At 40.7% G+C, this 21,937-nt stretch carries 25 protein-coding genes; 16 read left to right on the top strand and 9 right to left on the bottom strand.

The features are described from left to right. From ED557_09890 to ED557_09905, 4 genes are all read left to right on the top strand, one after another. Positions 1–1,197 carry an amidohydrolase gene (locus tag ED557_09890; GenBank protein ID RNC83023.1) on the top strand — a complete coding sequence of 399 codons (1,197 nt, stop codon included), beginning with the start codon at positions 1–3 and terminating at the stop codon, positions 1,195–1,197. A gap of 2 nt (positions 1,198–1,199) precedes the next feature. Beyond that, positions 1,200–2,921, top strand: a complete 1,722-nt coding sequence (locus ED557_09895) for a GMC family oxidoreductase (GenBank protein ID RNC83024.1) — start codon at positions 1,200–1,202, stop codon at positions 2,919–2,921. A gap of 2 nt (positions 2,922–2,923) precedes the next feature. Further along, positions 2,924–3,634: a gluconate 2-dehydrogenase subunit 3 family protein gene (locus ED557_09900; GenBank protein ID RNC83025.1), complete on the top strand. Its 711-nt coding sequence runs from the start codon at positions 2,924–2,926 to the stop codon at positions 3,632–3,634. A 69-nt stretch (positions 3,635–3,703) separates the two neighbouring features. Further along, entirely contained in the window at positions 3,704–4,255 is a 552-nt protein-coding gene (locus tag ED557_09905) for a DUF1905 domain-containing protein (protein ID RNC83026.1), read from the top strand. A gap of 65 nt (positions 4,256–4,320) precedes the next feature. Here ED557_09905 and ED557_09910 read toward each other — a convergent pair whose 3' ends face one another. The 3 genes from ED557_09910 to ED557_09920 form a co-directional block, all read right to left on the bottom strand. After that, positions 4,321–4,863, bottom strand: coding sequence for a DinB family protein (locus tag ED557_09910; GenBank protein ID RNC83404.1), 543 nt, complete (start codon positions 4,861–4,863; stop codon positions 4,321–4,323). A 5-nt stretch (positions 4,864–4,868) separates the two neighbouring features. Continuing rightward, the gene (locus ED557_09915) at positions 4,869–7,454 is read right to left on the bottom strand and encodes a zinc carboxypeptidase (protein RNC83027.1); all 2,586 of its coding nucleotides are present in this window, start codon (positions 7,452–7,454) and stop codon (positions 4,869–4,871) included. Positions 7,455–7,547: 93 nt separating this feature from the next. After that, positions 7,548–8,132, bottom strand: coding sequence for a hypothetical protein (locus tag ED557_09920; GenBank protein RNC83028.1), 585 nt, complete (start codon positions 8,130–8,132; stop codon positions 7,548–7,550). 116 nt (positions 8,133–8,248) lie between these two features. Between ED557_09920 and ED557_09925 the strand changes: the two genes are divergently transcribed. From ED557_09925 to ED557_09935, 3 genes are all read left to right on the top strand, one after another. Then, positions 8,249–9,520 carry a divalent metal cation transporter gene (locus ED557_09925; GenBank protein RNC83029.1) on the top strand — a complete coding sequence of 424 codons (1,272 nt, stop codon included), beginning with the start codon at positions 8,249–8,251 and terminating at the stop codon, positions 9,518–9,520. Positions 9,521–9,538: 18 nt separating this feature from the next. After that, positions 9,539–10,192, top strand: a complete 654-nt coding sequence (locus ED557_09930; GenBank protein RNC83030.1) for a hemolysin III family protein — start codon at positions 9,539–9,541, stop codon at positions 10,190–10,192. Positions 10,193–10,260: 68 nt separating this feature from the next. Then, positions 10,261–10,830, top strand: coding sequence for a DUF2911 domain-containing protein (locus tag ED557_09935; protein RNC83031.1), 570 nt, complete (start codon positions 10,261–10,263; stop codon positions 10,828–10,830). 67 nt (positions 10,831–10,897) lie between these two features. Here ED557_09935 and ED557_09940 read toward each other — a convergent pair whose 3' ends face one another. Together ED557_09940 and ED557_09945 are read right to left on the bottom strand one after the other, a co-directional pair. Next, positions 10,898–11,239 carry a hypothetical protein gene (locus ED557_09940; GenBank protein ID RNC83032.1) on the bottom strand — a complete coding sequence of 114 codons (342 nt, stop codon included), beginning with the start codon at positions 11,237–11,239 and terminating at the stop codon, positions 10,898–10,900. A gap of 13 nt (positions 11,240–11,252) precedes the next feature. Further along, positions 11,253–11,585 carry a hypothetical protein gene (locus ED557_09945; protein RNC83033.1) on the bottom strand — a complete coding sequence of 111 codons (333 nt, stop codon included), beginning with the start codon at positions 11,583–11,585 and terminating at the stop codon, positions 11,253–11,255. A 101-nt stretch (positions 11,586–11,686) separates the two neighbouring features. On the opposite strand from ED557_09945, the gene ED557_09950 reads away from it, so the two are divergent. The 6 genes from ED557_09950 (at position 11,687) to ED557_09975 (ending at position 16,141) form a co-directional block, all read left to right on the top strand. Further along, positions 11,687–11,923, top strand: coding sequence for a hypothetical protein (locus tag ED557_09950; GenBank protein RNC83034.1), 237 nt, complete (start codon positions 11,687–11,689; stop codon positions 11,921–11,923). Beyond that, the gene (locus ED557_09955; GenBank protein ID RNC83035.1) at positions 11,920–13,605 is read left to right on the top strand and encodes a potassium channel protein; all 1,686 of its coding nucleotides are present in this window, start codon (positions 11,920–11,922) and stop codon (positions 13,603–13,605) included. The genes ED557_09950 and ED557_09955 overlap by 4 nt, the downstream gene beginning before the upstream one ends. An 80-nt stretch (positions 13,606–13,685) precedes the next feature. Continuing rightward, positions 13,686–14,132, top strand: coding sequence for a hypothetical protein (locus ED557_09960; protein RNC83036.1), 447 nt, complete (start codon positions 13,686–13,688; stop codon positions 14,130–14,132). 1 nt (position 14,133) lies between these two features. After that, positions 14,134–14,352 carry a transcriptional regulator gene (locus ED557_09965; protein ID RNC83037.1) on the top strand — a complete coding sequence of 73 codons (219 nt, stop codon included), beginning with the start codon at positions 14,134–14,136 and terminating at the stop codon, positions 14,350–14,352. Between the two features lie 69 nt (positions 14,353–14,421). Further along, entirely contained in the window at positions 14,422–15,348 is a 927-nt protein-coding gene (locus ED557_09970; GenBank protein ID RNC83038.1) for a hypothetical protein, read from the top strand. After that, positions 15,338–16,141 (top strand): nucleotidyltransferase domain-containing protein, encoded by an 804-nt coding sequence (locus ED557_09975; protein ID RNC83039.1) that lies wholly within the window; start codon positions 15,338–15,340, stop codon positions 16,139–16,141. Before ED557_09970 ends, ED557_09975 begins: the two co-directional genes overlap by 11 nt. Here ED557_09975 and ED557_09980 read toward each other — a convergent pair. From ED557_09980 to ED557_09990, 3 genes are all read right to left on the bottom strand, one after another. Continuing rightward, on the bottom strand, positions 16,119–16,571 hold the full coding sequence (locus ED557_09980) for a hypothetical protein (GenBank protein ID RNC83040.1): 453 nt from the start codon (positions 16,569–16,571) through the stop codon (positions 16,119–16,121). The genes ED557_09975 and ED557_09980 overlap by 23 nt on opposite strands. A 6-nt stretch (positions 16,572–16,577) precedes the next feature. Further along, positions 16,578–17,582: a phosphoribosylformylglycinamidine cyclo-ligase gene (locus ED557_09985; GenBank protein ID RNC83041.1), complete on the bottom strand. Its 1,005-nt coding sequence runs from the start codon at positions 17,580–17,582 to the stop codon at positions 16,578–16,580. Between the two features lie 65 nt (positions 17,583–17,647). Continuing rightward, a complete protein-coding gene (locus tag ED557_09990; protein RNC83042.1) occupies positions 17,648–18,169 on the bottom strand; it encodes a putative metal-dependent hydrolase in 522 nt (173 codons plus the stop codon). A 437-nt stretch (positions 18,170–18,606) separates the two neighbouring features. Here ED557_09990 and ED557_09995 point away from each other — a divergent pair, with 437 nt between their 5' ends. Both ED557_09995 and ED557_10000 read left to right on the top strand, forming a co-directional pair. Further along, entirely contained in the window at positions 18,607–19,047 is a 441-nt protein-coding gene (locus ED557_09995; protein RNC83043.1) for a D-tyrosyl-tRNA(Tyr) deacylase, read from the top strand. 1 nt (position 19,048) lies between these two features. Then, positions 19,049–19,942 carry a hypothetical protein gene (locus ED557_10000; protein RNC83044.1) on the top strand — a complete coding sequence of 298 codons (894 nt, stop codon included), beginning with the start codon at positions 19,049–19,051 and terminating at the stop codon, positions 19,940–19,942. A 67-nt stretch (positions 19,943–20,009) separates the two neighbouring features. On the opposite strand, the gene ED557_10005 is transcribed toward ED557_10000, so the two are convergent. Next, positions 20,010–20,348 (bottom strand): GIY-YIG nuclease family protein, encoded by a 339-nt coding sequence (locus ED557_10005; GenBank protein ID RNC83405.1) that lies wholly within the window; start codon positions 20,346–20,348, stop codon positions 20,010–20,012. A gap of 113 nt (positions 20,349–20,461) precedes the next feature. Between ED557_10005 and ED557_10010 the strand changes: the two genes are divergently transcribed. Next, positions 20,462–21,928, top strand: a complete 1,467-nt coding sequence (locus ED557_10010; GenBank protein RNC83045.1) for a hypothetical protein — start codon at positions 20,462–20,464, stop codon at positions 21,926–21,928. The last annotated feature ends 9 nt before the right edge of the window (positions 21,929–21,937 follow it).

Here is a 21,937-nt window from a genome sequence, read left to right on the forward strand (position 1 = left end):
ATGAAATACTTACGAATTCTTCTTCTTGCTCTTTTTTCTGTTGGTGTTACTCAGCTTGGTAATGCTCAAATAGCCGTTAAAGCAGAATTGATTTATACCAGCGCCGGTGATCCTATTGAAAATGGTGTTGTACTCATCAAAGATGGAAAGATCGACCGGGTTGGAACTGAGTCCAGGGTCAGAATCCCCGGAGACTATACCGTTTACGAAGCTAAAGTGGTTACCCCTGGCCTAATCGACGCTCATACCGTAGTTGGGCTAGCAGGGTATTTAAACCAACCTCACGACCAGGATCAAATTGAAACCTCTTCAGCTATTCAGCCTGAACTTAGGGCTATTGACGCCTACAATGCTCTGGAACCACTGGTTGGACATTTGAGAAACAATGGAGTTACTACCATTCATACCGGACACGGGCCAGGAGCTTTAATTAGCGGTCAAACTATGATCGTAAAAACCTCTGCGACCACTGTTGATGAGGGTGTGTTACATCCGTCCAAGATGCTGGCTTTCACACTGGGAAATATGATGAATAGCGGCATTAGAACTCCTGGAACCCGATCCAAAGGCATCGCTATGCTTCGTCAGAATCTGGTTAAGGCTCAAACTTATCTTGATAAAAGAAATAGCGATAATCCTGCAGTCAAAGATCTGGGCATGGACGCCCTTGCTGATTTGCTAGAAGGGAAGCTTACGGCTATGGTTACCGTTCATAAAGCCAATGATATCATGACTGCCTTACGACTTCAGGAAGAATTTGGCTTTCCTATGGTATTGGATGGGGTAGCAGAAGCTTATCTGGTTCTCGATGAAATTAAAGAATCGGGCATTCCGGTATTCATCCACCCGCCTATGCTGCGCGCTTCAGGTGAGGCAAAAAATGCAACGATGACTCTAGCTGTCAAACTTCATGAATCTGGCATTCCTTTCGCTTTCCAAAGTGGTTTTGAGGGCTATGTTCCCAAAACACGTGTTATACTGTTTGAAGCAGCGGTAGCAGTTGCCCAGGGATTAGAATATGAAGCTGCGGTCGACGCATTGACCATCGAATCGGCAAAGCTTCTGGGAATCGATGGGCAAGTAGGATCGATTGAACGAGGTAAAGATGCCGACCTGGTTTTATATGATGGAGACCCTTTTGAATACCTCACCCATGTAACCCATGTAATCATAAACGGAGAACTTGTAACGGAATAAGTATGGAGATCATCAAAAAAAGAAAAGAATATGATGCCGTAATTGTTGGCTCAGGAGCTGGCGGAGGGATGGCCGCTAAAATACTCTCAGAAAATGGCCTTCATGTGGCCGTACTGGAAGCGGGGCCTTATTTCGATCCGGCTTTAAATGAAAATCGCAGCCAGCTGAGACCTTCCTGGGAATCTCCTCGTCGCGGGGCAAGTACCCCCCTTAGAAATTTTGGAGACTGGGATGCCGCCTATGGTGGGTGGGAGCTTGATGGAGAGCCTTACACTAAGGCTGAGGGCACCGACTTTGGATGGTTCCGATCCCGAATGCTAGGAGGAAGAACCAATCACTGGGGGAGAATCTCACTCCGTTTTGGCCCTTTAGATTTCAAGCGTAAGGACTTTGATGGCCTTGGAGACAACTGGCCAATAAGCTACGACGATGTAAAGCCTTACTATGATCGCGTAGATAAAATGATCGGGGTATTTGGTAGTAAGGAGGGCATTTTCAATGAGCCTGATGGTTTCTTTCTTCCTCCGCCAAAACCACGCCTTCATGAATTATACTATATCAAAGGTGCAAGAAAAGCTGGAATTCCAGTTATTCCATCCAGATTGTCTATCCTGACTAAACGATTGAATAACGACCGGGGCGTTTGCTTCTATTGTAACCAATGTAATCGAGCCTGCCAGATTTATGCCGATTTCTCGGCTGGAACCTGCCTCATCTTCCCAGCTCAAAAATCTACCGGAAGAATTGACCTGTTCGTAAATGCTATGGTTCGTGAAGTACTTACTGATGGCGAAGGAAGGGCTACCGGAGTTTCCTACATCAATAAAGATGATGGAACTGAGCAGGAAATTAAAGGAAAGGTAGTAGTGATGGGAGCATCTGCTTGTAGTACTGCTCGTATTCTGTTGAATTCTAAAAGCTCTCAGCACCCTAATGGGTTGGGAAATAGCAGTGGAGTGATGGGTCATTACCTCCATGACTCTACCGGAACCAGCCGGGCAGCTATTGTTCCTGAACTGCTGAACCGAAAAACCTACAACGAAGATGGGGTAGGTGGAATGCACGTGTATACTCCATGGTGGTTGAATGACGCTAATCTGGATTTCCCTCGAGGTTACCACCTTGAGATTTGGGGTGGGCTCGGCCAGCCTGGCTACGGCTTCGGTTTCGATACAACCAACCTGAATGAACATTTCGACGGGGTTGTAGGTGGTTATGGAGATAAACTTCGAGATGATGTAAAGCGATTCTTCGGGTCGGTTATGGGTATTTCCATGCGAGGGGAAAGCGTTCCTCAATATGACAACTACTGTGAAATCGATCCGGATGTTAAGGACAAATGGGGTATTCCTGTATTGAAATTCCATTACAAATGGACTGATTATGAGCGGTTACAGGCACGTCACTCCCAGGAAACCTTCGAGCAGATTTTTGATGCGATGGGGGCGATTCCTTTAGGAAACAAAGCTGGCGCTGATTCCGATTATGGTCTCGCGGCTCCTGGTGTAATTATCCACGAAGTGGGAACTACAAGAATGGGTGATGACAGAAGAACATCGGTTACGAATAGCTACCAGCAACTGCATGATGCTGAGAATGTATTTGTGGTTGATGGAGGTGTATTTGTTTCCCAAGCAGATAAGAATCCTACCTGGACGATTATGGCATTGTCCATCAGGACATCCGAATACATTGTTGATCAACTTAAAAAGCAAAACCTCTGATTATGGATAGAAGAGAATCAATCAAAACTATGTTGCTGGGTGCCTTAGGTACCGGAATGTTGATAAACGGGTGTGCGCCCGGCACTCCTGATCGCAGGCGCCTGCAAGATGTGTATGATTTTAGCGAGTATGGCCGAACACCTGAAGAAAAGGCTCGAGACGAAAAGATTTTCAGCGACAATTTCTTCACTAATCATGAATATGAGACCGTTGCGGTTCTTTGTGATTTAATCCTTCCTGCAACCGCAACTGCCGGAGCTGCATCGGAGGCTTTTGTACCGGAGTTCATTGATTTTGCTGTGAAAGAATCGCCCAACCAGCAGGATGGATTCCGGGATGGAATTAAATGGCTGGACAGGTATTCCAAAGATAAAAACGGGAAAGACTTCATCTTTGCTACTGCTGAAAATCAAGCCGCTATTCTGGATGAAATAGCATATCCAGATAAAGCTACTGAAGAAACACAACCCGGCGTTGACTTCTTCCGGCAAATTCGGAATTTCACACTAACGGGGTACTACACTACCCAAATGGGGTATGAGGATTTGGGTTATGTCGGTAACCGCCCAAATATCTGGGATGGAGTTCCTGAGGATGTGCTAGCCGATCATGATGTGGATTATGATGAAGAATGGCTATCTAAATGCGTGAACCAGGATCGACGAACAGATATCGCCGAGTGGGACGAAGACGGGAATTTGCTGAATAACTGATTTCAACTTTCATCCGGTTAGATTCTTCGGCAGTAGCCTCAGAATGACAACATATAAGTCATCCTGAGCATGCCTGCGAAGGATCTAATTGGGTCTTTAGCAGCTACTCGAATGAAACCCATCACCTTTAAAACCTATCTGGAACCGAAGACCAAAGTAGGATACTGTCATATAACCGTTCCAAAAGAAATAGTGGAAACGGTAGGTGGTTTTGGTGCTCGCCTGTTGTGCTCCATAAATGGCAACAAAAAAATGCATTCAGGTTTAATGGGCAAAGGGGATGGGCGCGGGCTTATCATTGTAAATCAAAAAAGGCAGAAAGCCTGGGAAATTTCCATAGGTGATGAGGTAGAAGCCACCATTGAGCTTGATCATTCGAAGTATGGAGCAGAAATGCCCGAAGAACTGGAAGCATTACTGGAGCAGGATAGAGGGGGACTCACAGCCTTTGAAAAAATAACTCCCGGACAACAACGATTTATCATCGGCTATGTAGATGGGGTAAAATCTATCCAGAAAAGGATTGACCGGGCCATCATGATGATTGAAAACCTAAAAACTATGCCGGAAGGCCCGTTTAATCATCGGCATATACTGGGAATGCCACCAGAAGAAGATTGAAGAACATTGAACTCCGAACAAGGAACTTCGAAGTTCAATGTTGAACGTTCAACGTTCGATGTTCTTCATTCTTCCGGCGCTGGAGTAGAGCGAACTACCGTCAGGTATTTTTTCCAGGGACCTACTTCATCCACATAGTTCTTAGCCATCGTTCGATTTATTTGAACAATGTGGCCCATATCATGAACTACCCATGCAGAGAGCATTTGCTTAAGCTCGATCTCCCAAAATTCTGGGTGAACCCCTTTTTTCTCTAAATCCGACTCAGTTAACCCAAAACTCTCCAGTTCTTTTAGGTTTTGGATTCGCTTTTCTTCAAACAGAGTCAGCAATTCTTCAATAGATGTTTTGGAATACAAACGCTCTTGTGCTAATCGATCAAAAGGTTCAAAAACCTGGTCTGTCCCTTTATCAAGAATGATTTTTGTTCGACCCAGCCAGTCGGCGTCTTCTCCATAAACTAAATGTCCTAACACCTGGTGAGGGCTCCAGGAATCTCCACCCTCATTGTTATGTGTCCACTTTTCAGGAAGGTTACCCAGCAGCTCTTTTAAAACTGCTGGTGTCCTCCTCAAAAGCGTGATAGCTTCATCTATATCAAAAGCTATAGCCATTAATTGGCCGTACTGGCGCTGATGGTTTGACCAAAGAAAATTGCATTGGCAAACAGCTTATTCGTTCCATACCAGAACGCTCGGAAATTCGGATTATCAGTCATCGCAATAACCCTTCCTCCGCCGTATCTGCTTACTACTATAGCAGCCGAGCCTTTTAAGAATTCGATGTTTTCATCAGAGATATAGCCCGCTGCCAGTGGAGAGTCGGTGTAATATAGCGGCGTTGAATATCTGTTCTCTCCTTTTTGAAGGAAGATGGTGCTGTTTCGGAATACTGTGATTTCGTCATCATTATAGCCGTATCCCAATGGGTGAGTCCGATCCAGTTTTGCATTGAAAATCGCTCCACCGATTACCTGGGCACCTGAGTTACTACTTTGAGAAATATATGGGCGGGTTGATAGTTCCTCGCCATCATCACCATTTCCTCTGTCCACATATTCAACATCAGCCAATTCCTGGCTTTTTGCCCAATAGATTCCTTGCTTGTATGCCAGTAGCACACCACCTTCTCGTACCCAGTCTTTAATTTCATCAACCTGCCCACCGGATAAATCAGAATAATTATATCCTGTCATAATAAGCACATTGTATCTCGCCAGGTCTGCTCCCCCAAAATCACTCTTATCCAGAATGGTAAGCGGCATGTGGTATCGCTGGTCAAATAGATGCCATGCCTCTCCGATTTCGTACTGATTGGTTCCGCTTCCTGCAAGTATGGCTACGCTTGGCTTTTCCAGGTTTCTGAAATTGTTGCTTCCAAGGTCAATTCCACTTGTGGAAAGTCCTGTTGATAAGGAATACACTTTGATCCCGTCTTCTTCAGCAATGGTTTGAACCAGCTCATGAACTTTTTCCTTGTCCTCCTGAAATCCTAGAGGGATCATGATGGTACCAAAATCAAAAATCTTTTGGCCTTCCTGGGTCACTCCGGAGAATTGGCGAGAAGCCACTTTTGCTCTAACACCAGCATCTAATAATCGATATAGCGCACGAGGAGTGTAGTATTCGTCCCACTCAAATACATAGGCGTAGTTAGACTCACCACCAATTAGCTCTCCTGTTGATTTCATCTCCCCTTCGAACCGGCCTCCAAGGATATCTTCATTAAAATCTCTTGAATTCAGCTCTGCAAACGGAAGATTGAAAGCGTAAGGCATCGTCCAGGCAGAAACATCATAAAATAGGCTGTCCGTGAACTCTGTTCTTCGTTCAAACATGGCCGTAATCAATTTGAATTGAGGCTGATTCGTTGGCACAACAAATGCAGTTCCTTCTGCAAAACTTTCCCCGCCTTTCGAAACGTCCTGATCGAGTTCATATACTTCAATCTTGTGATGATTTAGCATTTCAGCCAGGTGGAAAGTCCGCGCCTGATCCGCTTCTTCACCGAATACATAGGCTTTAACGGGCGAACGAAGCGCCTCTCTCTGAGCTTCCAGGTAGAATAATCGTTGATGTTCAAGTAACTCTTCCCGTAAATCAAGTGCTGCTTTTAGGGTAGAATGAGATGCTTTTACCTGATTTCTGATCGTAAACGGAAACTCCAACACACCATGGATCGTCTCCTGGGCGTGCCCCCTGGAGCTGGCCTGCTCAAATAAAATTCCAATGGAGCCTTGTACATCAGGATAGGTTGAGCCCTTTCCATAATAGAAATCATCAAAGCTTTCCCTTGTGTAGTACAGGGACTGAATTTGATCCAGCTCATCTGCATGATACTCTGCAATATTTGCTGTCAAATCCTGGTTTCGCTGAGGAGTAAGTGGATGTGTTCTGCTCGGAATACCAGGTTGGAAAAAGAACGTAGAGTTACTTCCCATTTCATGATGATCAGTAAGGATATTTGGCTTCCATTCCTGGAACTTGGCAATTCTACCTTTACTTTCAGGATGCTGAACCAGCATCCAATCACGGTTTAAATCAAACCAGTAATGATTGGTTCTTCCTCCGGGCCAAACTTCACTATACTCTCTACTATCAGGGTCGGTAACCAATACATTTTTACTCTTGTGCATATTCGCCCAATGTGCAAACCTGTTTAGTCCGTCAGGGTTAATGTTTGGATCCACAAGAACAATTGCATTATCCAACAGTTCGTCTATTTCTCTTCCTTGAGCTGCTGCTAAATGATAAACAACGGCTAACGAGGCGTTGGCACCACTCGGCTCATTTCCATGAACACTGTAACTTAACTGCACTACCACAGGCATGGAAGAAATATCTAAATCTTCAGATGCTTCGGGATCTGAAAGGCTTACGTGCCGTCGTTTTATCTCATCGATATTTCGTTGATTTTCGGGAGAGGTAATCACCAACGAAAGTAACGCCCTGTTTCCGTGACTTCTGGCGTATTCAGAAATAGTAACCCGATCTGATGCTTCTGCTACCGCATACATGTACTGAACAAGTTGGTCATGGCGCACATGCCATTCACCCAGTTCTGCACCCAATACAGATTTTGGTGTAGGAATATTTTGATCATAGCTTACTCCATCAACTAAGAAATAATCCAGCGTTTGCTGGGCAGTCAAGGAGCCGGAGAAAACAAAAATTGAGAATAAGACGAGCAGTTTTTTCATGGTATATAGTTAGTGTTCCCTAAATTGAGGCTAATAGTAGTTTTTCAAATTGAAAAATGCTGAAAAAAGCTTCTCAATAATTACTTCGATATTCTAATTCATATTGGGGTCGGTTCTTTCTCCTATCTCAATTCGTTTATCAAATTCTGGCTTTGTAATGGCGTTAATGTTCAACAACCACTTTAGTACTGACTTACCCTGATCAGTACTTGGGTCACTTGTTGTATAGTAATGTTCCTTAAGGTATTTATTTCGTTCCAGATAAAGCGATCCTAAAAAATTGTCCACCTCATTCTCACCAGGCTTATCTTTAAATAACATTAGATTCTCTCCTCCCTCTACTTTTATCTCGATATAGTTTTTAAATGTAAATAGGTGAATGAAGAAAAAGACTGTGGATGAACTAAAAAAGGCAAAGAACCAAGACCAGTCTTCAATTGCACCAAATAACCCACAGAAAAAAAGGATTATTGAGATATTCCTGGTAATTACATGAAGGCCATAATTCGGCTGACTTTTCTCTCTCCTGAAAATTTTATCATTAGTAATATCTTCATATCTGAAAAACTTTGACTGTTCGAGATTTCTTTCGGACATAATCTGTTCTACCCTGTCATAATGCAGAATCATAACCCGCTTCTCAAATAAGGTCTTCTGTTCAAAGTTTTTTCTTTCCATTATTTTTTTGCTCCTAAGACTCCAATGTAAGAATGATTTACGTCTATTTGGTGCATCTCCTTTTCTACTTCACCTAAAAAATCTGTACTCTCAACGATCAAACCAACCTTTATCGAATGGAAGAAACGACCAATAAAACTAAATCCACGCTCAGATATGCTCTTGGACCAGGGCTCATTTTAGCGGCTGCAGCCATTGGGGTTTCCCATTTGGTACAATCAACAAGGGCTGGGGCTGAATATGGATTTCTTTTAATTTGGGCAGTTATTCTGGCTAATGCATCCAAGTATCCTTTCATAGAGTTTGGTCCCCGATACACCATAACCGCTAAAGAAAGCCTTGTTCAGGGATATCAACGCTTGGGTAAATGGGCTATTTGGACTTTTGGGGGATTTACGGTTGTTACCATGTGTATTGTTCAGGCTGCAGTTACCATTGTAACTGCGAGTTTGGCGGCCGAGCTTACCGACCTTGAATTAACTCCGTTGATTTGGAGTATTATCCTGTTAACCATCTGTTTCCTAATCCTAAGCCGGGGGCAATATAGCGCCCTTGATGGGGCCATTAAGGTGATTATTGTGGTGCTCTCTATTTCCACCATAGTAGCTCTAATTATAGCCATTGTTTATAAAGGAGGTGCTCCCAGACCAGATCCCCCTTCTATTTGGACGGAGCAAGGTGTCTTTTTTCTGATCGCGCTCATGGGTTGGATGCCTATCCTTATTGATGGCTCTACCTGGCATTCGCTCTGGATACTGGAGCGAGTTAAGCAAACCGGTCATTTTCCTTCCTTAAGAGAAAGCCTCACGGATTTCAATATTGGTTATATAGGCGCTGGTGTTATGGCTATAGGCTTTCTTTCCCTGGGTGCATTAATCATGTTTGGTACAGGTATTAACTTTGCTTCCAGCGGCTCTGTATTTGCCACCCAGTTTGTGAGCTTATACACCTCTACTCTTGGCGACTGGGCATACTGGATTATTATTGTATGTGCGTTCAGTGCCATGTTCAGCACTATTCTAACTGTTACCGATGGTTATCCTCGCATCTGCGCCCATTTATTGTCTTTGAATGCGCCTGAGGAAGAAAAGGAAAAGCCGCCTTTATTCAAGAGCTATAAGTTTCTTCTTTTCGTTATCTCTGTGCTATCGATTGGGGTTCTTTATATAACCGGGACACGGTTTATTTTTATGGTAGATCTGGCTACTACTATTTCCTTTTTAACCGCTCCTGTTTTTGCATTTATCAATTATAAGCTCATCTACTCAAAACATTTTCCTGAAGAACATAAGCCCCCATTCTGGCTTAAAATAATGAGTTGGGGAGGGATGATTTTCATTACCGGCTTTGCTTTGGTGTTCCTGTATTGGAAGCTTATTTATGGATAGAAAACTTCTTTTTTTCTGATGAAATACATTTTTCCTTTTCGTGAACCCTTCAATGCAATTTCTCATTTGATTGGTGCGATTATAGCTATTGGCTGGACTTTTCTTCTCCTCTTTGAAGCGCCAGATCAAGATCCGGGGTACCTTCTTTCCTTTGGTGTTTATGGACTTACTGTTTTCCTGATGTTCTTTTCCAGCGCTGTGTACCATTCCATAAATGTTTCTTTTGCAAAGGAAGAGTTTTTCAGGCTTTTGGATCACATAATGATCTACCTGGTAATCGCAGGCAGCTATACGCCTATTTGTATCATTGTTTTGGAAGGAGGTTGGCAACTGGGAATGCTTATTGGGATATGGTCTTTTGCCATAATTGGCACCCTTAAAAAGATCTTTTGGCTGAATGCCCCAAGGTGGTTTTCTACCGGACTATACCTCCTAATGGGTTGGCTAGCCGTACTCATCTTCCCAATTATCTGGAGAGAGCTTCCCCATTGGTTTTCATACTGGATTGTGATAGGAGGACTTTTTTATTCGATAGGCGCTGTTATATACATTTTAGAGAAGCCCAACTTTTCCGAGCGCTTTCGGTTTCATGAGCTTTGGCACTTGTTCGTAATGGCAGGCGCTTTTTCTCATTTTTGGGCTAATTATAGATATTTGCCCGCTTTCCCATAAATCCGATTTCTCAAATTGCTCAAAGCCGAGTATATTCTTCTTGTTCTGTAAGATTGTGAATTCAAAAAATGTCATTAGACCGCATATCTCTTTCTCTATTTACTGTTTTCTTTATCCTGATTAGCTGTACACCTCAGAAATCTGACTCACCCGAACAACCCGCCCCAATAGGTAATAGAAAAAGCCCTATTGCAATATCATCCATTAAGCATAGCGGAACTTATATTAAAGTGGTTTATGGCCAGCCTTACCGAAATAGCAGGAATATTTTTGGTGAGTGGGAACCTTATGGAGAAGTTTGGAGAACCGGGGCTAATGAGGCCACCGAAATCACTTTTTCAATGCCTGTATTTATGGGTGAACAAGTAATTGAAGCCGGAACCTATGCCTTATTTACTATTCCGGATCAGGAAAAATGGACTATTATCCTTAATAATGACCTGGGACAATGGGGCGCTTTTGAATACTCTAATGAAAGAGACTATACCCGATTCGATGTGCCTGTAATTAATCTTGAATCCCCTGTAGAAGCTTTTTCTATCGAATTCACTGAGGTAAATCTCTCCCTCACAACCATGATAATGACCTGGGATAGGGTAAAAGTAGAAATCCCTATTCGTTTTTATGAGCAGGGCTAGATAAGAAGATAAGTGAGAGGAGAAAGGAGAGGCAATTTCACTCATCACCCTTCTCCTTTCACTTAGATTAATCTACCAGCTGGAGCAGCTCTTCCGGAACATCAATATCCATTCGTAATACCTGGGAGGCATGTGTTTTTCCCTGGGCATCCAACTTTAGGGAAACTGTTCCTCCACCACCTAAGCTTTCATTAAGGATGAAATTCAGCGCTCCGATATTCGGAAGCTCATATCGCTCTACTTCTCCCTTGCACACATACTTCATGTGATTTTTTACCTTTTCAGAGGTAAGGTTCTCCTTCAAAAAAGGATAAATTTCCGGGTGTCGGGCAATGATTCCAACATTGCTTCCATTTCCTTTATCGCCGCTTCTTCCATGAGCAATTTTTAAGAGCTTTACTACAGGCATGTATATTCCTTAATTAATCCAGCACAAAGTTAAAGATCTCGTCTTCGGGATCAAACCAGTAGTATACAATCACAGGCTGGCCTTCTTCGAAACCAGTAATAGATTCCTTGTCAAAACTTCGAGAGTTATTCGCACTCACCCTGTTTTCATCACTTGATATGGGTACCCAAAAAATTGTCGCTGCTGTGGACTGGTCCACAGCAAAGATATATACCGGGCTATTGGTTCCATTTTGAACAAGTAGTTCATTCCTTGTAAAAGAAACATTTACATCATCATCATTCTCAAAAATGGAACATCCTGTTAGTAGAAACAGGGCTATTAGTGCACTATAAATTAATTTCATTCCAGACTCTTTTTAATTAACACTAAACAATATAAAGAGATTCGAGTCTCTTCATTTCGTTATTTAATGTTTCTGTTCTAGTATTTATTATAGAGCCAATTATGTACGACTCTTCTTTCCTAATAAAAATGGTACAGGCCAAAATGCCTTTTGGTAAATATGAAGGTCATTATGTAACCGAGCTCCCGGTCTATTATCTGGAGTGGTTCAACAGAGAGGGGTATCCTTCTGGACAGCTTGGGCAATATATTTCCACCATGTTTGAGATTAAAACAAATGGGCTAGATGATATTCTGATCCCTATTAAAAGAGAATTCCGGAGGAAAATCTGTCCATGAAGTTCTTTACTTCCCAAATCAGTTACTTCATTGCGAACCGCTCTGCTAAGACAAACATAAATCGCCTTTTTAGATTTATCGGCATTCTTGTTGGGATCATCATTGTATATGGCGTGCTCTTCCATTTAATCATGGAATATGAAGGCCAGGAGCATAGCTGGCTAACCGGTTTTTATTGGACAATGGTAACCATGAGCACTCTTGGTTTTGGTGACATAACCTTTACCTCAGATCTTGGAAGGTTCTTTTCCGTTGTTGTATTGGGTTCTGGAGTGGTTGTACTACTAATCATGCTACCTTTTACTTTTATCGAGTTCTTTTATGCCCCATGGATGGAGGCTCAATCCAGGGCTAGGGCCCCAAGGGAATTACCAGAGGACAAAAAAGACCATATCGTTATCACTTCATTCGACCCTATCACAAAAGCCCTCATCGAGAAACTCCGTCAATACAATCACGACTATGTATTGTTGGTTCAGGATTTGCAGGAAGCGCTGGATTTATACGATGACGGATACCAGGTAATGCTTGGCGACCCCAATGATCCGGCTACCTACGAAAAAATTCGTATTCATAACGCGGCTATGGTAGTAACCGCTAGTAATGATATGTTTAATACCAATGTGGCCCATACGGTTCGAGAGTTCAACAAGGAGATTAAAATTGTTTCTACAGTAAACTCTCATGACTCCATTGATATCCTCAAACTGGCTGGCTGTGATCACGTACTTCATATGGGGAATATGCTTGGTAGAGCTCTTTCTGCGCGTACCCTGGGGCAAGATGCCCGGGTTCATACCATTGGCCGCCTTGATGAACTCATCATAGCTGAAGCTACGGCCTATGAAACTCCTCTGGTTGGAAAAACGATACGTGAGAGCCAACTCCGTGAAAAGCTAGGCATTCATGTGGTTGGCATTTGGAACAGAGGGCATTTCCTGAGTTCACATCCGGACACGGTAATAGAAAGTCATAGCGTACTCATGCTTGCCGGATCTATTAATCAGCTCCGCAAATATGATGAAATGTTTGGTATTTATGGGTTAAGTGATGACCCGGTAATTATTATTGGAGGCGGAAGGGTAGGGCGTGCTGCGGCTTATCATCTAAAGCGCCGAAACATTCAGTTTAAGATTGTAGATAAAAACCCGGACAGGATTTTATCTGATAACTTCATTCACGGAGATGCCGCTGATATGAAGACCCTAAAAAAAGCCGGAATAGAAAACGCACACTCCATACTTATTAGCACCAACCAGGATGATGTAAACATATTCCTCACTATTTACGCACGTCATTTACGACCAAACATTCATATTGTAGCCCGATCAACGGTTGAACGAAATGTTAAACCCCTACATAGGGCTGGGGCTGATTTTGTGATGTCTTATGCCTCCATGGGTGCTAATGCCATCTTCAATATTTTTGAGCAAAATGACATCATCATGATTGCAGAAGGGCTGAATGTATTCAGCATGAAAACTCCAAAAAAGCTTCGGGGCAAAACCATTATTGAAACAGACGTTCGTCATAAAACGGGATGTAGTATTATCTCCTATACCAAGAACGGTATCCAGGTGATCAATCCCAATCCTTCAGATCCTATCCCTGAAGATGGCGAGATTATTTTGATAGGAGAAACAGAGTCCGAACAGAAGTTTATTGACCTTTATGGAGATTGATGAAAAAAATTTACGACATTATGTAACAAATTTTTTACATCACGTAAAGGATTTTCGACTTTGAACAAAATTTCTCAATTATGTCTAAACAAGAAATTCTATCCTGGACCTCATTAGCGACCTCCTTCTCTGTGTTGGTTTTCTACATTCTCATCAACTTTGGCTGGCCGGGCCTTTTTCCTGATTTCTCCGGAAGCTTTATCAAGATTTTCTTCAATGTATTCTGGATTGCAGTAATTATTGAAATCATTGTGGGAATCAGCGAAGGAAATAAGAAAGTTCAAAAAGACGAACGGGATTTTATTATTGAAGCAAAAGGCCTAAAGGTGGGTTATAATATCCTTGTCGTCTCCTTGATGATTGCGTTAATTCAAGTGTTCATTTCTAACTTCACCAATAATTTTATGCCAAACCCTTCTTTCGTAATGGAGATAAGCAGTATTTTTCACTTTTTGTTTATTGCCCTGTTTACCGCAAGCGCGGGCAAACGTGCTACAATGATCTACAATTATCGAAAGGATTACTGAAATGGAAGAAGGGGCCATTGTAAACCAAATACGAAAACTTCGATTTCTAAATGGAGAAATGACGCAGCAGGAGCTGGCTGACAAAGTGGGGGTTACCCGTCAAACGATTAATGCTATCGAAGCGGCTAAGTACTCTCCTTCCTTAGAATTGGCTTTTAAAATTGCTGCTACTTTCGAACTACCTCTTGAAGAAGTGTTTAGGTATAAAATCAATCAGTAAGCATATTCGTTTTTTGATTTTTTGGGTGTGATTTATTTCTTTTGGGAACCCTGAACTAATTCTCTACTCATGCCAGCATTCTCTGTAAGTCGTTCCATTACTATTAATTCTTCAATCGATACTGTATTTAATACCCTCCATAACTTTAATGAATGGGTGGCATGGTCTCCCTGGTTAATTATGGAGCCGGAAGCTAACGTTACGATATCTGAAGACGCCCGATATTATGAGTGGGAAGGAAACAGGGTTGGATCCGGAAATATGAAAGTAACCGGAGAATTGGTTAATGATACTATTTTTTATGACCTGACCTTTCTAAAGCCATGGAAATCGGAGGCCAAAGTAAATTTCAAATTCAAAAAAACTGAGGAAAATGAAACGGAAGTTATCTGGAATATGGATAGCTCTCTTCCGTGGTTTATGTTCTGGATGAAAAAAATGATGATGGCCTTCATCGGAATGGATTATGAACGAGGCCTCAGGATGCTGAAAGAACATATTGAAGATGGGGAAGTAAAGTCCAAGCTGGAATTTAAGGGGGTGTCTGACTTCCCTGGCTCTAAGTATATCGGTATAAAAACTACCTGCGGAATTCATGAAATGGGAGAAGTGATGCAAGCCGATTTCGGAAAAATAGAGGCCTTTATGCAAGAGCATAGTGATATAGCTACTGGCCAGGCTTTTTCCATTTATCATAAATTCGATATGGTTAAACAAAAAGCTTCCTATACAGGATGTGTAGGCGTTACTACTATCCCGGACAATTTACCAGGTGACTTTATTAGCGGAGAAATTCCTGCTACACGAGCATATACACTTCGTCATATTGGTGCTTATGATCATTTAGGAAACGCCTGGAGTACTATGCAGGGAATGATTCGAGGAAAAGAAATCGATTACAAAAAAGGTTTTCATCCTTTCGAGCACTATGTCACTAATCCTAAGGAGACGGAAGAGAAGGATCATATCACAGACGTAATTTTCGCTGTTAAGTAATTTGAACATTAAAGCTCATCACCAGCGAGGTATTGATAATCTTGTCAATGAATACAAAGATGATCCTCGCTATCCCGCTCTTATTATTGGAGGCTCTGTAGCAAAAGGTTTAGCCAGAGACGATTCCGATGTGGATTTTATGATCCTTGCTACAGATGAAGAATTTAATCGTCGCATTACTGAGGATAACCTGTTTATAAACCGAACCGATCTAACCGACTATAAACATGGCTTTGTGGATGGTAAAGTGATCAACCTTGAGTATCTAAACAAAGTAGCCGAAAAAGGTAATGAACCTACTCGTGCTGCTTTTGATGGAGCTTTTCTTGCTTATTCCCATATAGATGGACTGGAAGATTTGATCCTACGAATACATACCTATCCGGAAGAAGGAAGGGAGAATCGAATAAAGTCTTTTTACTCTATGGCTTTTATCCAGAACTGGTTGATGGGTGAGGCCAACCGTCATGATAATTTATATACCAAATCCCGTGCTGCTTCTCAGCTTGCTTTGTTTTCCGGAAGATTAATCCTGGCTCATAACCGGGTCTTATTTCCTTACCATAAATGGTTTATCCAATACCTGGAACGGTGTGAGGAAAAACCGGAAGGATTCATTGATAAGATCAACGCGGTTCTAAAAGAGCCAAACTCCGCTAACTCAGAAATTCTTTTTCAAAGCCTGAAAGAAATGAAAGACTGGGGAGTAAACGACCTTGAAGCCTTTGAATGGTTTTTAGATGAGGTAGAATTAAGCTGGATGAGTGATTCTACTCCTTTAGAAGATTTATAATTTCATAATAGTTTCTTTCTAAGTGATTAGATACTTGATTTAAACGCTTTAAAAAAAGTTTATCTAATAGTTCATTTCTTTTTCTCCTAACTCTTTTCTTACAACTCCTGATTTTTCTTATTCTATCATATCTCTCAATATCTACACTAGGAATTCCATATTCATTTTCAAGAATTTTATCTAAGCTCACACTTTCTGTTCTAGAAAAAGCTGGTTTTCTCCTATTAGGTATCTCAAAAATAAATATTGGCAAATCGAAATTTCTGTTGGAAAAAGTAACCCATGATGAATACATATAGAACTTTATATTCTCTTTTTTCCAGTAATAACAAAATTCTTCGTTCTTCCAATTTTCAAAAATAGGATCTTCAAATCCATACCTCTTGTTTAGAAAGGAAAAACTGGACTTTATTTCTTTATCAAGGTCCAAATCTATCTATACAACTCTCCCCACCTCAAAAACTTCTTCTCCTAATTCTTCGCTCTTTGTTCTTACTTCTTCAACAGAATCTTGCGAAATAACCACCACAAGTCCAATTCCCAGATTAAAGGTTGCCTGCATATCTTCTTCAGGAACGTTTCCAATTTCCTGGATAAGTTTGTACACCGCTGGACGCTCCCAACCATTCCAATTTACATCCAAAACCAGTCCTTCCGGAAGAATACGTTTAGTATTTCCTACCAAACCGCCACCTGTGATATGAGAAAAACCATTTACCCCATCTATTTCTTTTAGAGCAGTAATGAGAGGTAAATAAGATTTATGCACCTTTAGCAATTCTTCCGCTACCGTACATCCTAATTCTTCTATATGGTCATGAACGTCATATTCACTGAATAAAACTTTCCTTGCCAGGGAATATCCATTCGTATGGAGACCAGTGCTCTTGAATCCTAATAGTACATCTCCTTGTTGGATAGCAGCCCCATTAATCACTTTCTCTTCATCTACAATTCCAACAATGGTTCCGGCTAAATCAAATTCTCCTTCTCCATAAATATCCGGCATTTCTGCCGTTTCGCCACCAATAAGAGCTACTCCATTTTCTTTACAGGCTGTTGCAAATCCTTTGATTACCTCATAACCAACATTTTGCTCTAGTTTTCCAGTTGAGAAATAATCCAGGAAGAAGAGAGGGGTTGCTCCGCAAACAGCAATATCATTAATACAGTGGTTAACCAAATCCTGACCAACGGTATCATATTTTCCAGCCTTGAAAGCCACAATAAGCTTGGTTCCAACTCCATCTACCGAGCTTACAAATACGGGTTTATTATAGGCTCCAAGATCAGGACGAAAGAACCCTCCAAAACCCCCAATATTGGATAAAACCGCATCACTATGAGTTTCTTTTACAATGCCTTTGATTGAGTTAACTAATTCTTCTCCGGCTTTTATATCAACACCGGCATCTTTGTAAGTAATTGGTTTTTTGCTCATAAATGGTAATTGTTTAACCCACCCCTAAATCCCCTCCTAAGAAGGGACTTTAATGTGTATCAAAATTAACTTGTTGGATTTGTTATAAGTCGGATATGTGCTAAATGATGGTTTCCATGCCAAACATACATGGCCAGGGTAGTAAGTAAATCGGAAGGATATCCACCTTCTGGATGAACAAAAGTCCTGGAGAAATCTTCTTCACTCATATCTTCAAGAATAAGAGCTAATTTTTTGTGAATGATCTCAAGAAAATCGATGGCTTCCTGGAGAGTGAGTTTTACATACTCAGCTGTTTTTGCCCATTCCGCTTCGTTGTATGGTTTTATGGTTGGATTGTCTTCAGTTAGTGCCAGCTTAAATCGAACCAACGCATTTAGATGACTATCACCAATATGATGAACTACTTGCTTAACTGTCCATCCACCTTCCCGATATGGAGTATTTAATTGTTCTACTTCTGCATAGTAGATTTCATTCTTGATTTTACCTGGTAATGCCTTGATTTCTGCTATAAAACCAGGAACATCATCCATGCTGTAGATAGCATTTAAATCAAAATTTCCGATCGGGTATCTTCTATCCATTAAGTCTCCTTATTTAGCTCAAACAAATATACCATCTTTCCTAAAGTGAAAGGATTTCATTTTCCAATTCTTTTCCACACTCTAAAAGACAAACAAAATGAAATTTAAATATTTAATAGTTATTTGTAGTTCATGTGGAAATGTTGAAAACAAACTTTTCATTTTTTCCAACAACGCTTGACAATGCTTTGTGGATAGTGATGTGGAGAAAATGAGTAATATTATTAGTGATTTAAAGGAAGCGTATTTGAGTTCTCCACAGCTGCACAAAAATCACACAGTAAATACATCAATATTCAATTAACATGAAAAGTTATTCTTTCGAACTGTGAATAGAGTCGCTGCTTTGTGGAAACTTGTTTATAATTCGAAGCGATTTTTGTTTTCCAAATGTTATGAAATCGCTATCCACATATTAATCCACATAAAAGACCAGAATGAGAGTTGTTATTCAGCGCGTGAAATCAGCTTCTGTAACTGTTGAGGAAAGAGTAACGGGAGTAATTAGTAAAGGGTTATTGTTACTGGTTGGTGTTCATCAGGAGGATGGTATTGAAAAGATGAAATGGATGTGCGAAAAGATTCTAAAGCTTCGGATTTTTGAAGATGAGGAAGGGAAAATGAATAAATCGGTATCAGATGTTGAAGGGGGAATCCTGGTAGTTTCGCAATTCACTCTTTATGGAGATACAAAGAAGGGAACGCGCCCAAGTTTTATTGAAGCAGCACGGCCAGAAAAAGCAGAACCTATGTATGAAGAAATGGTTCAGTATTTTAAGGATCACTCTTCTTTAGATATTCAAACCGGAGAATTTGGAGCAATGATGGATGTATCGTTAGTAAATGATGGGCCAGTAACCCTGGTTTTGGAGAAGTAAATTGGCTGTTATTTTCATTTTTATTGATGGGGTTGGGATTGGGAATGCGTCAGATGAAAATCCATTTTATGTAGATAGCTATGAAAGCTTTGAGGTGCTATCCGGTGGGAATTTTACGTTAAATGGTGAGCCCAGATCATCAATGAATCATATTTATAAACCTATTGATGCTAACCTGGGAGTAGAAGGCCTTCCTCAAAGTGGTACCGGACAAACCACATTATTTACCGGGGAGAATGCATCAGAAATTATAGGAAAGCATTTTGGTCCATACCCTCATACAGGGATCAAACATTTGTTAAGAGAGCGAAGCATTTTTCATGAGGTTAAAGAGGAAGGGAAGAAACCATACTTCATGAATGCCTACCCTCCCATATTTTTTGAACATTCCGAGAAAAGAAATCGATGGAGTTGTTCCACACTAATGGTAAAAAGTGCCGGAGTTAAACTTAATTCAACAGATGAAGTTCTTAAAGGAGAAGCAATCACAGCTGAAATTGTACAAAATGCCTGGAGAGAAAGACTGGGAATTGATATTCCTAAAATTAATGCGAAAGAAGCAGCTCAGCGTTTATTAAATATGGCAGGAAGCTTTGATGTTGTATTCTATGAATATTACCTCACTGATAAGGCTGGTCATAATAAAAGTCTTGAAGATTCAAGAAATGTATTAGGTACACTAGATCAGTTTCTACTTCACATTATATCTAATAAACGAAGAAGTGATACTCTTGTAATTACCAGTGATCATGGAAATCTGGAAGATCTTTCAGTCAGAACTCATACCAGAAACGCAGTTCCGTTATTTGTTTTAGGCGAAGGAATAGAGCACTTCAATGAGGTTGAAAGTCTGATGGAAGTGAAGGAAGCAATATTGAGGAGTGTACAGTTATAATTGCTGATTCTTCGCAAGTATGCTCAGAATGAATTTTTAATGTCATCCTGAGGCTACCGCCGAAGGATCAGCCATTTATGGAATTAAGAAACTCTTGTTTTGGTGGCCAGTAACCAAAAATCTCCTCATTCATAAATCTCCACTCTGTGTTAAACTCATTAATCAAATTTTCTTTCCATCGACGAGTTTTCCCTTTAATGTATTTCTCTGATTGTATTGCGTCATAAGCATTAGAAAAAGATTCATACCAAACCAAATAAAAACAGGAATATTTAGAAGCGTATGAGTTAGCAGCACCTCTATTTTTATAGTGGAATAGTAATCGATTTTCCAGATTATTTGTCATCCCCGTGTACAGTACAGTTTTGGAATAATTTGTAATTATATAAGTATAGTATTGTTTCACATATGGTAAGACCTCTAAAAATAGAAACACTTACAAAATTTTTTGATTCATATCCTGAGTGCATTAGGGCTCATGATGACTAGTTAGATCTATTAAATCAGTACATTCAGTCCATGAAAAAAATCCTGATTTATACTCTTCTAGCCCTGGTGGTTATCTATGGACTTCTGTTAATCCCGGATAATTCTTCCATAAATATTGAAAGCGAAGGAAATTCAACACCTTTCGTTTGGAACCAGGATTCAAGATGGGATCAATTGGAAGTAGAATTTTTAAGAGCAAAGGAAAACAGATCAGAAAGTGATATCGAGCTAATTGAAGTATCTATTAATAATCTAATCTCATTACTAGACGAGTTAGAAAAAGAACCTTTTGAGTATTCAGATCCAAGACTGGAAGAGTTATTAAATAGATTCTTCGAAATAGCACCACTTATAGCTGCCCAGGAAGTTCAGAATAAAGACTTCATTGAACTGTATAATCGGGCACGGAGAATATTAAAAGCAGAATCTGCTAACTGGGATATCGAAAACCATGAAACAAGAGTTGCTTTGTATAAGGTTTTATATGGGATGAGGGCTACAGTAGAAGAGGTGCTTCTTCAATCGAAAGAAGAAATTGACCCTGTGTTATATGTGAAAGAGGAAGAATCAGTAACACCATCTACCATGCTTTTTGGTATTAAGGTTCATAGTGGGGATTTGCTCGTTTCCAGAGGAGGAGCAGAAGTATCGGCATTGATTTCAAGAGGAAATGATTTTCCAGGAAATTTTTCACACGTAGCGCTTATTTATATAGACGAAGAAACAAATGCAGCATATTTAATAGAAGCCCATATCGAACGAGGAGTAGCAATAGCATCTGCTCAGGAATATGTAAGTGATGGAAAAATCAGGTTTATGGTTTTACGGCCAAGAGCAGATTTACCTCAGATGGAGGCAAACCCCATGCTTCCTCATATCGCAGCAAAAGAAGTATATGAAGAAGTTCTACAGAGGCATATTCCATATGATTTTAAAATGAATTTCTTCGACTCGGAAGCAATGTTTTGCTCTGAGGTTGGATCATATGCATACAAAAATAATGGGATCCAGCTTTGGCAGTCAGAATCCACAATTTCATCATTTGGAGTTGTAACGTTGCTAAATACTTTTGGTGTTGAGAATTTTGTCACCCAAATGCCTTCCGATTTAGAATATGACCCTCAACTTTCGGTAGTAGGTGAGTGGAGAAATACGGAAGCTCTATATGATGATCATTTATATAATGCCGTAATCGATGCAATGCTGGAGCAAGCAGATAGAGGAGAAAAAATAGGATTCAATCCGTTAATGCTTCCGTTTGGGAGAATATTGAAAAGTTACAGCTGGATGAAAAACCAATTTGGGAAAGAGGGCCCTGTACCTGAGGGAATGAGTGCAACACAAGCATTAAAAAGTGATGCTTTTATTACCCGTCATGAAAAAATTAAAATGCTAACCGATCGGAAAGTGAAAGAGTTTGAAGAAAAGGAAAGATACTTTCCTCCTTATTGGGAAATGGTGAAATTGGCAAGAGAAAGTGCTAATTCTTATAAATAAGGTTGATTC

Origin of the sequence: Balneola sp., assembly GCA_003712055.1 — a bacterium.
Classification (GTDB): Bacteria; Bacteroidota; Rhodothermia; order Balneolales; family Balneolaceae; genus RHLJ01.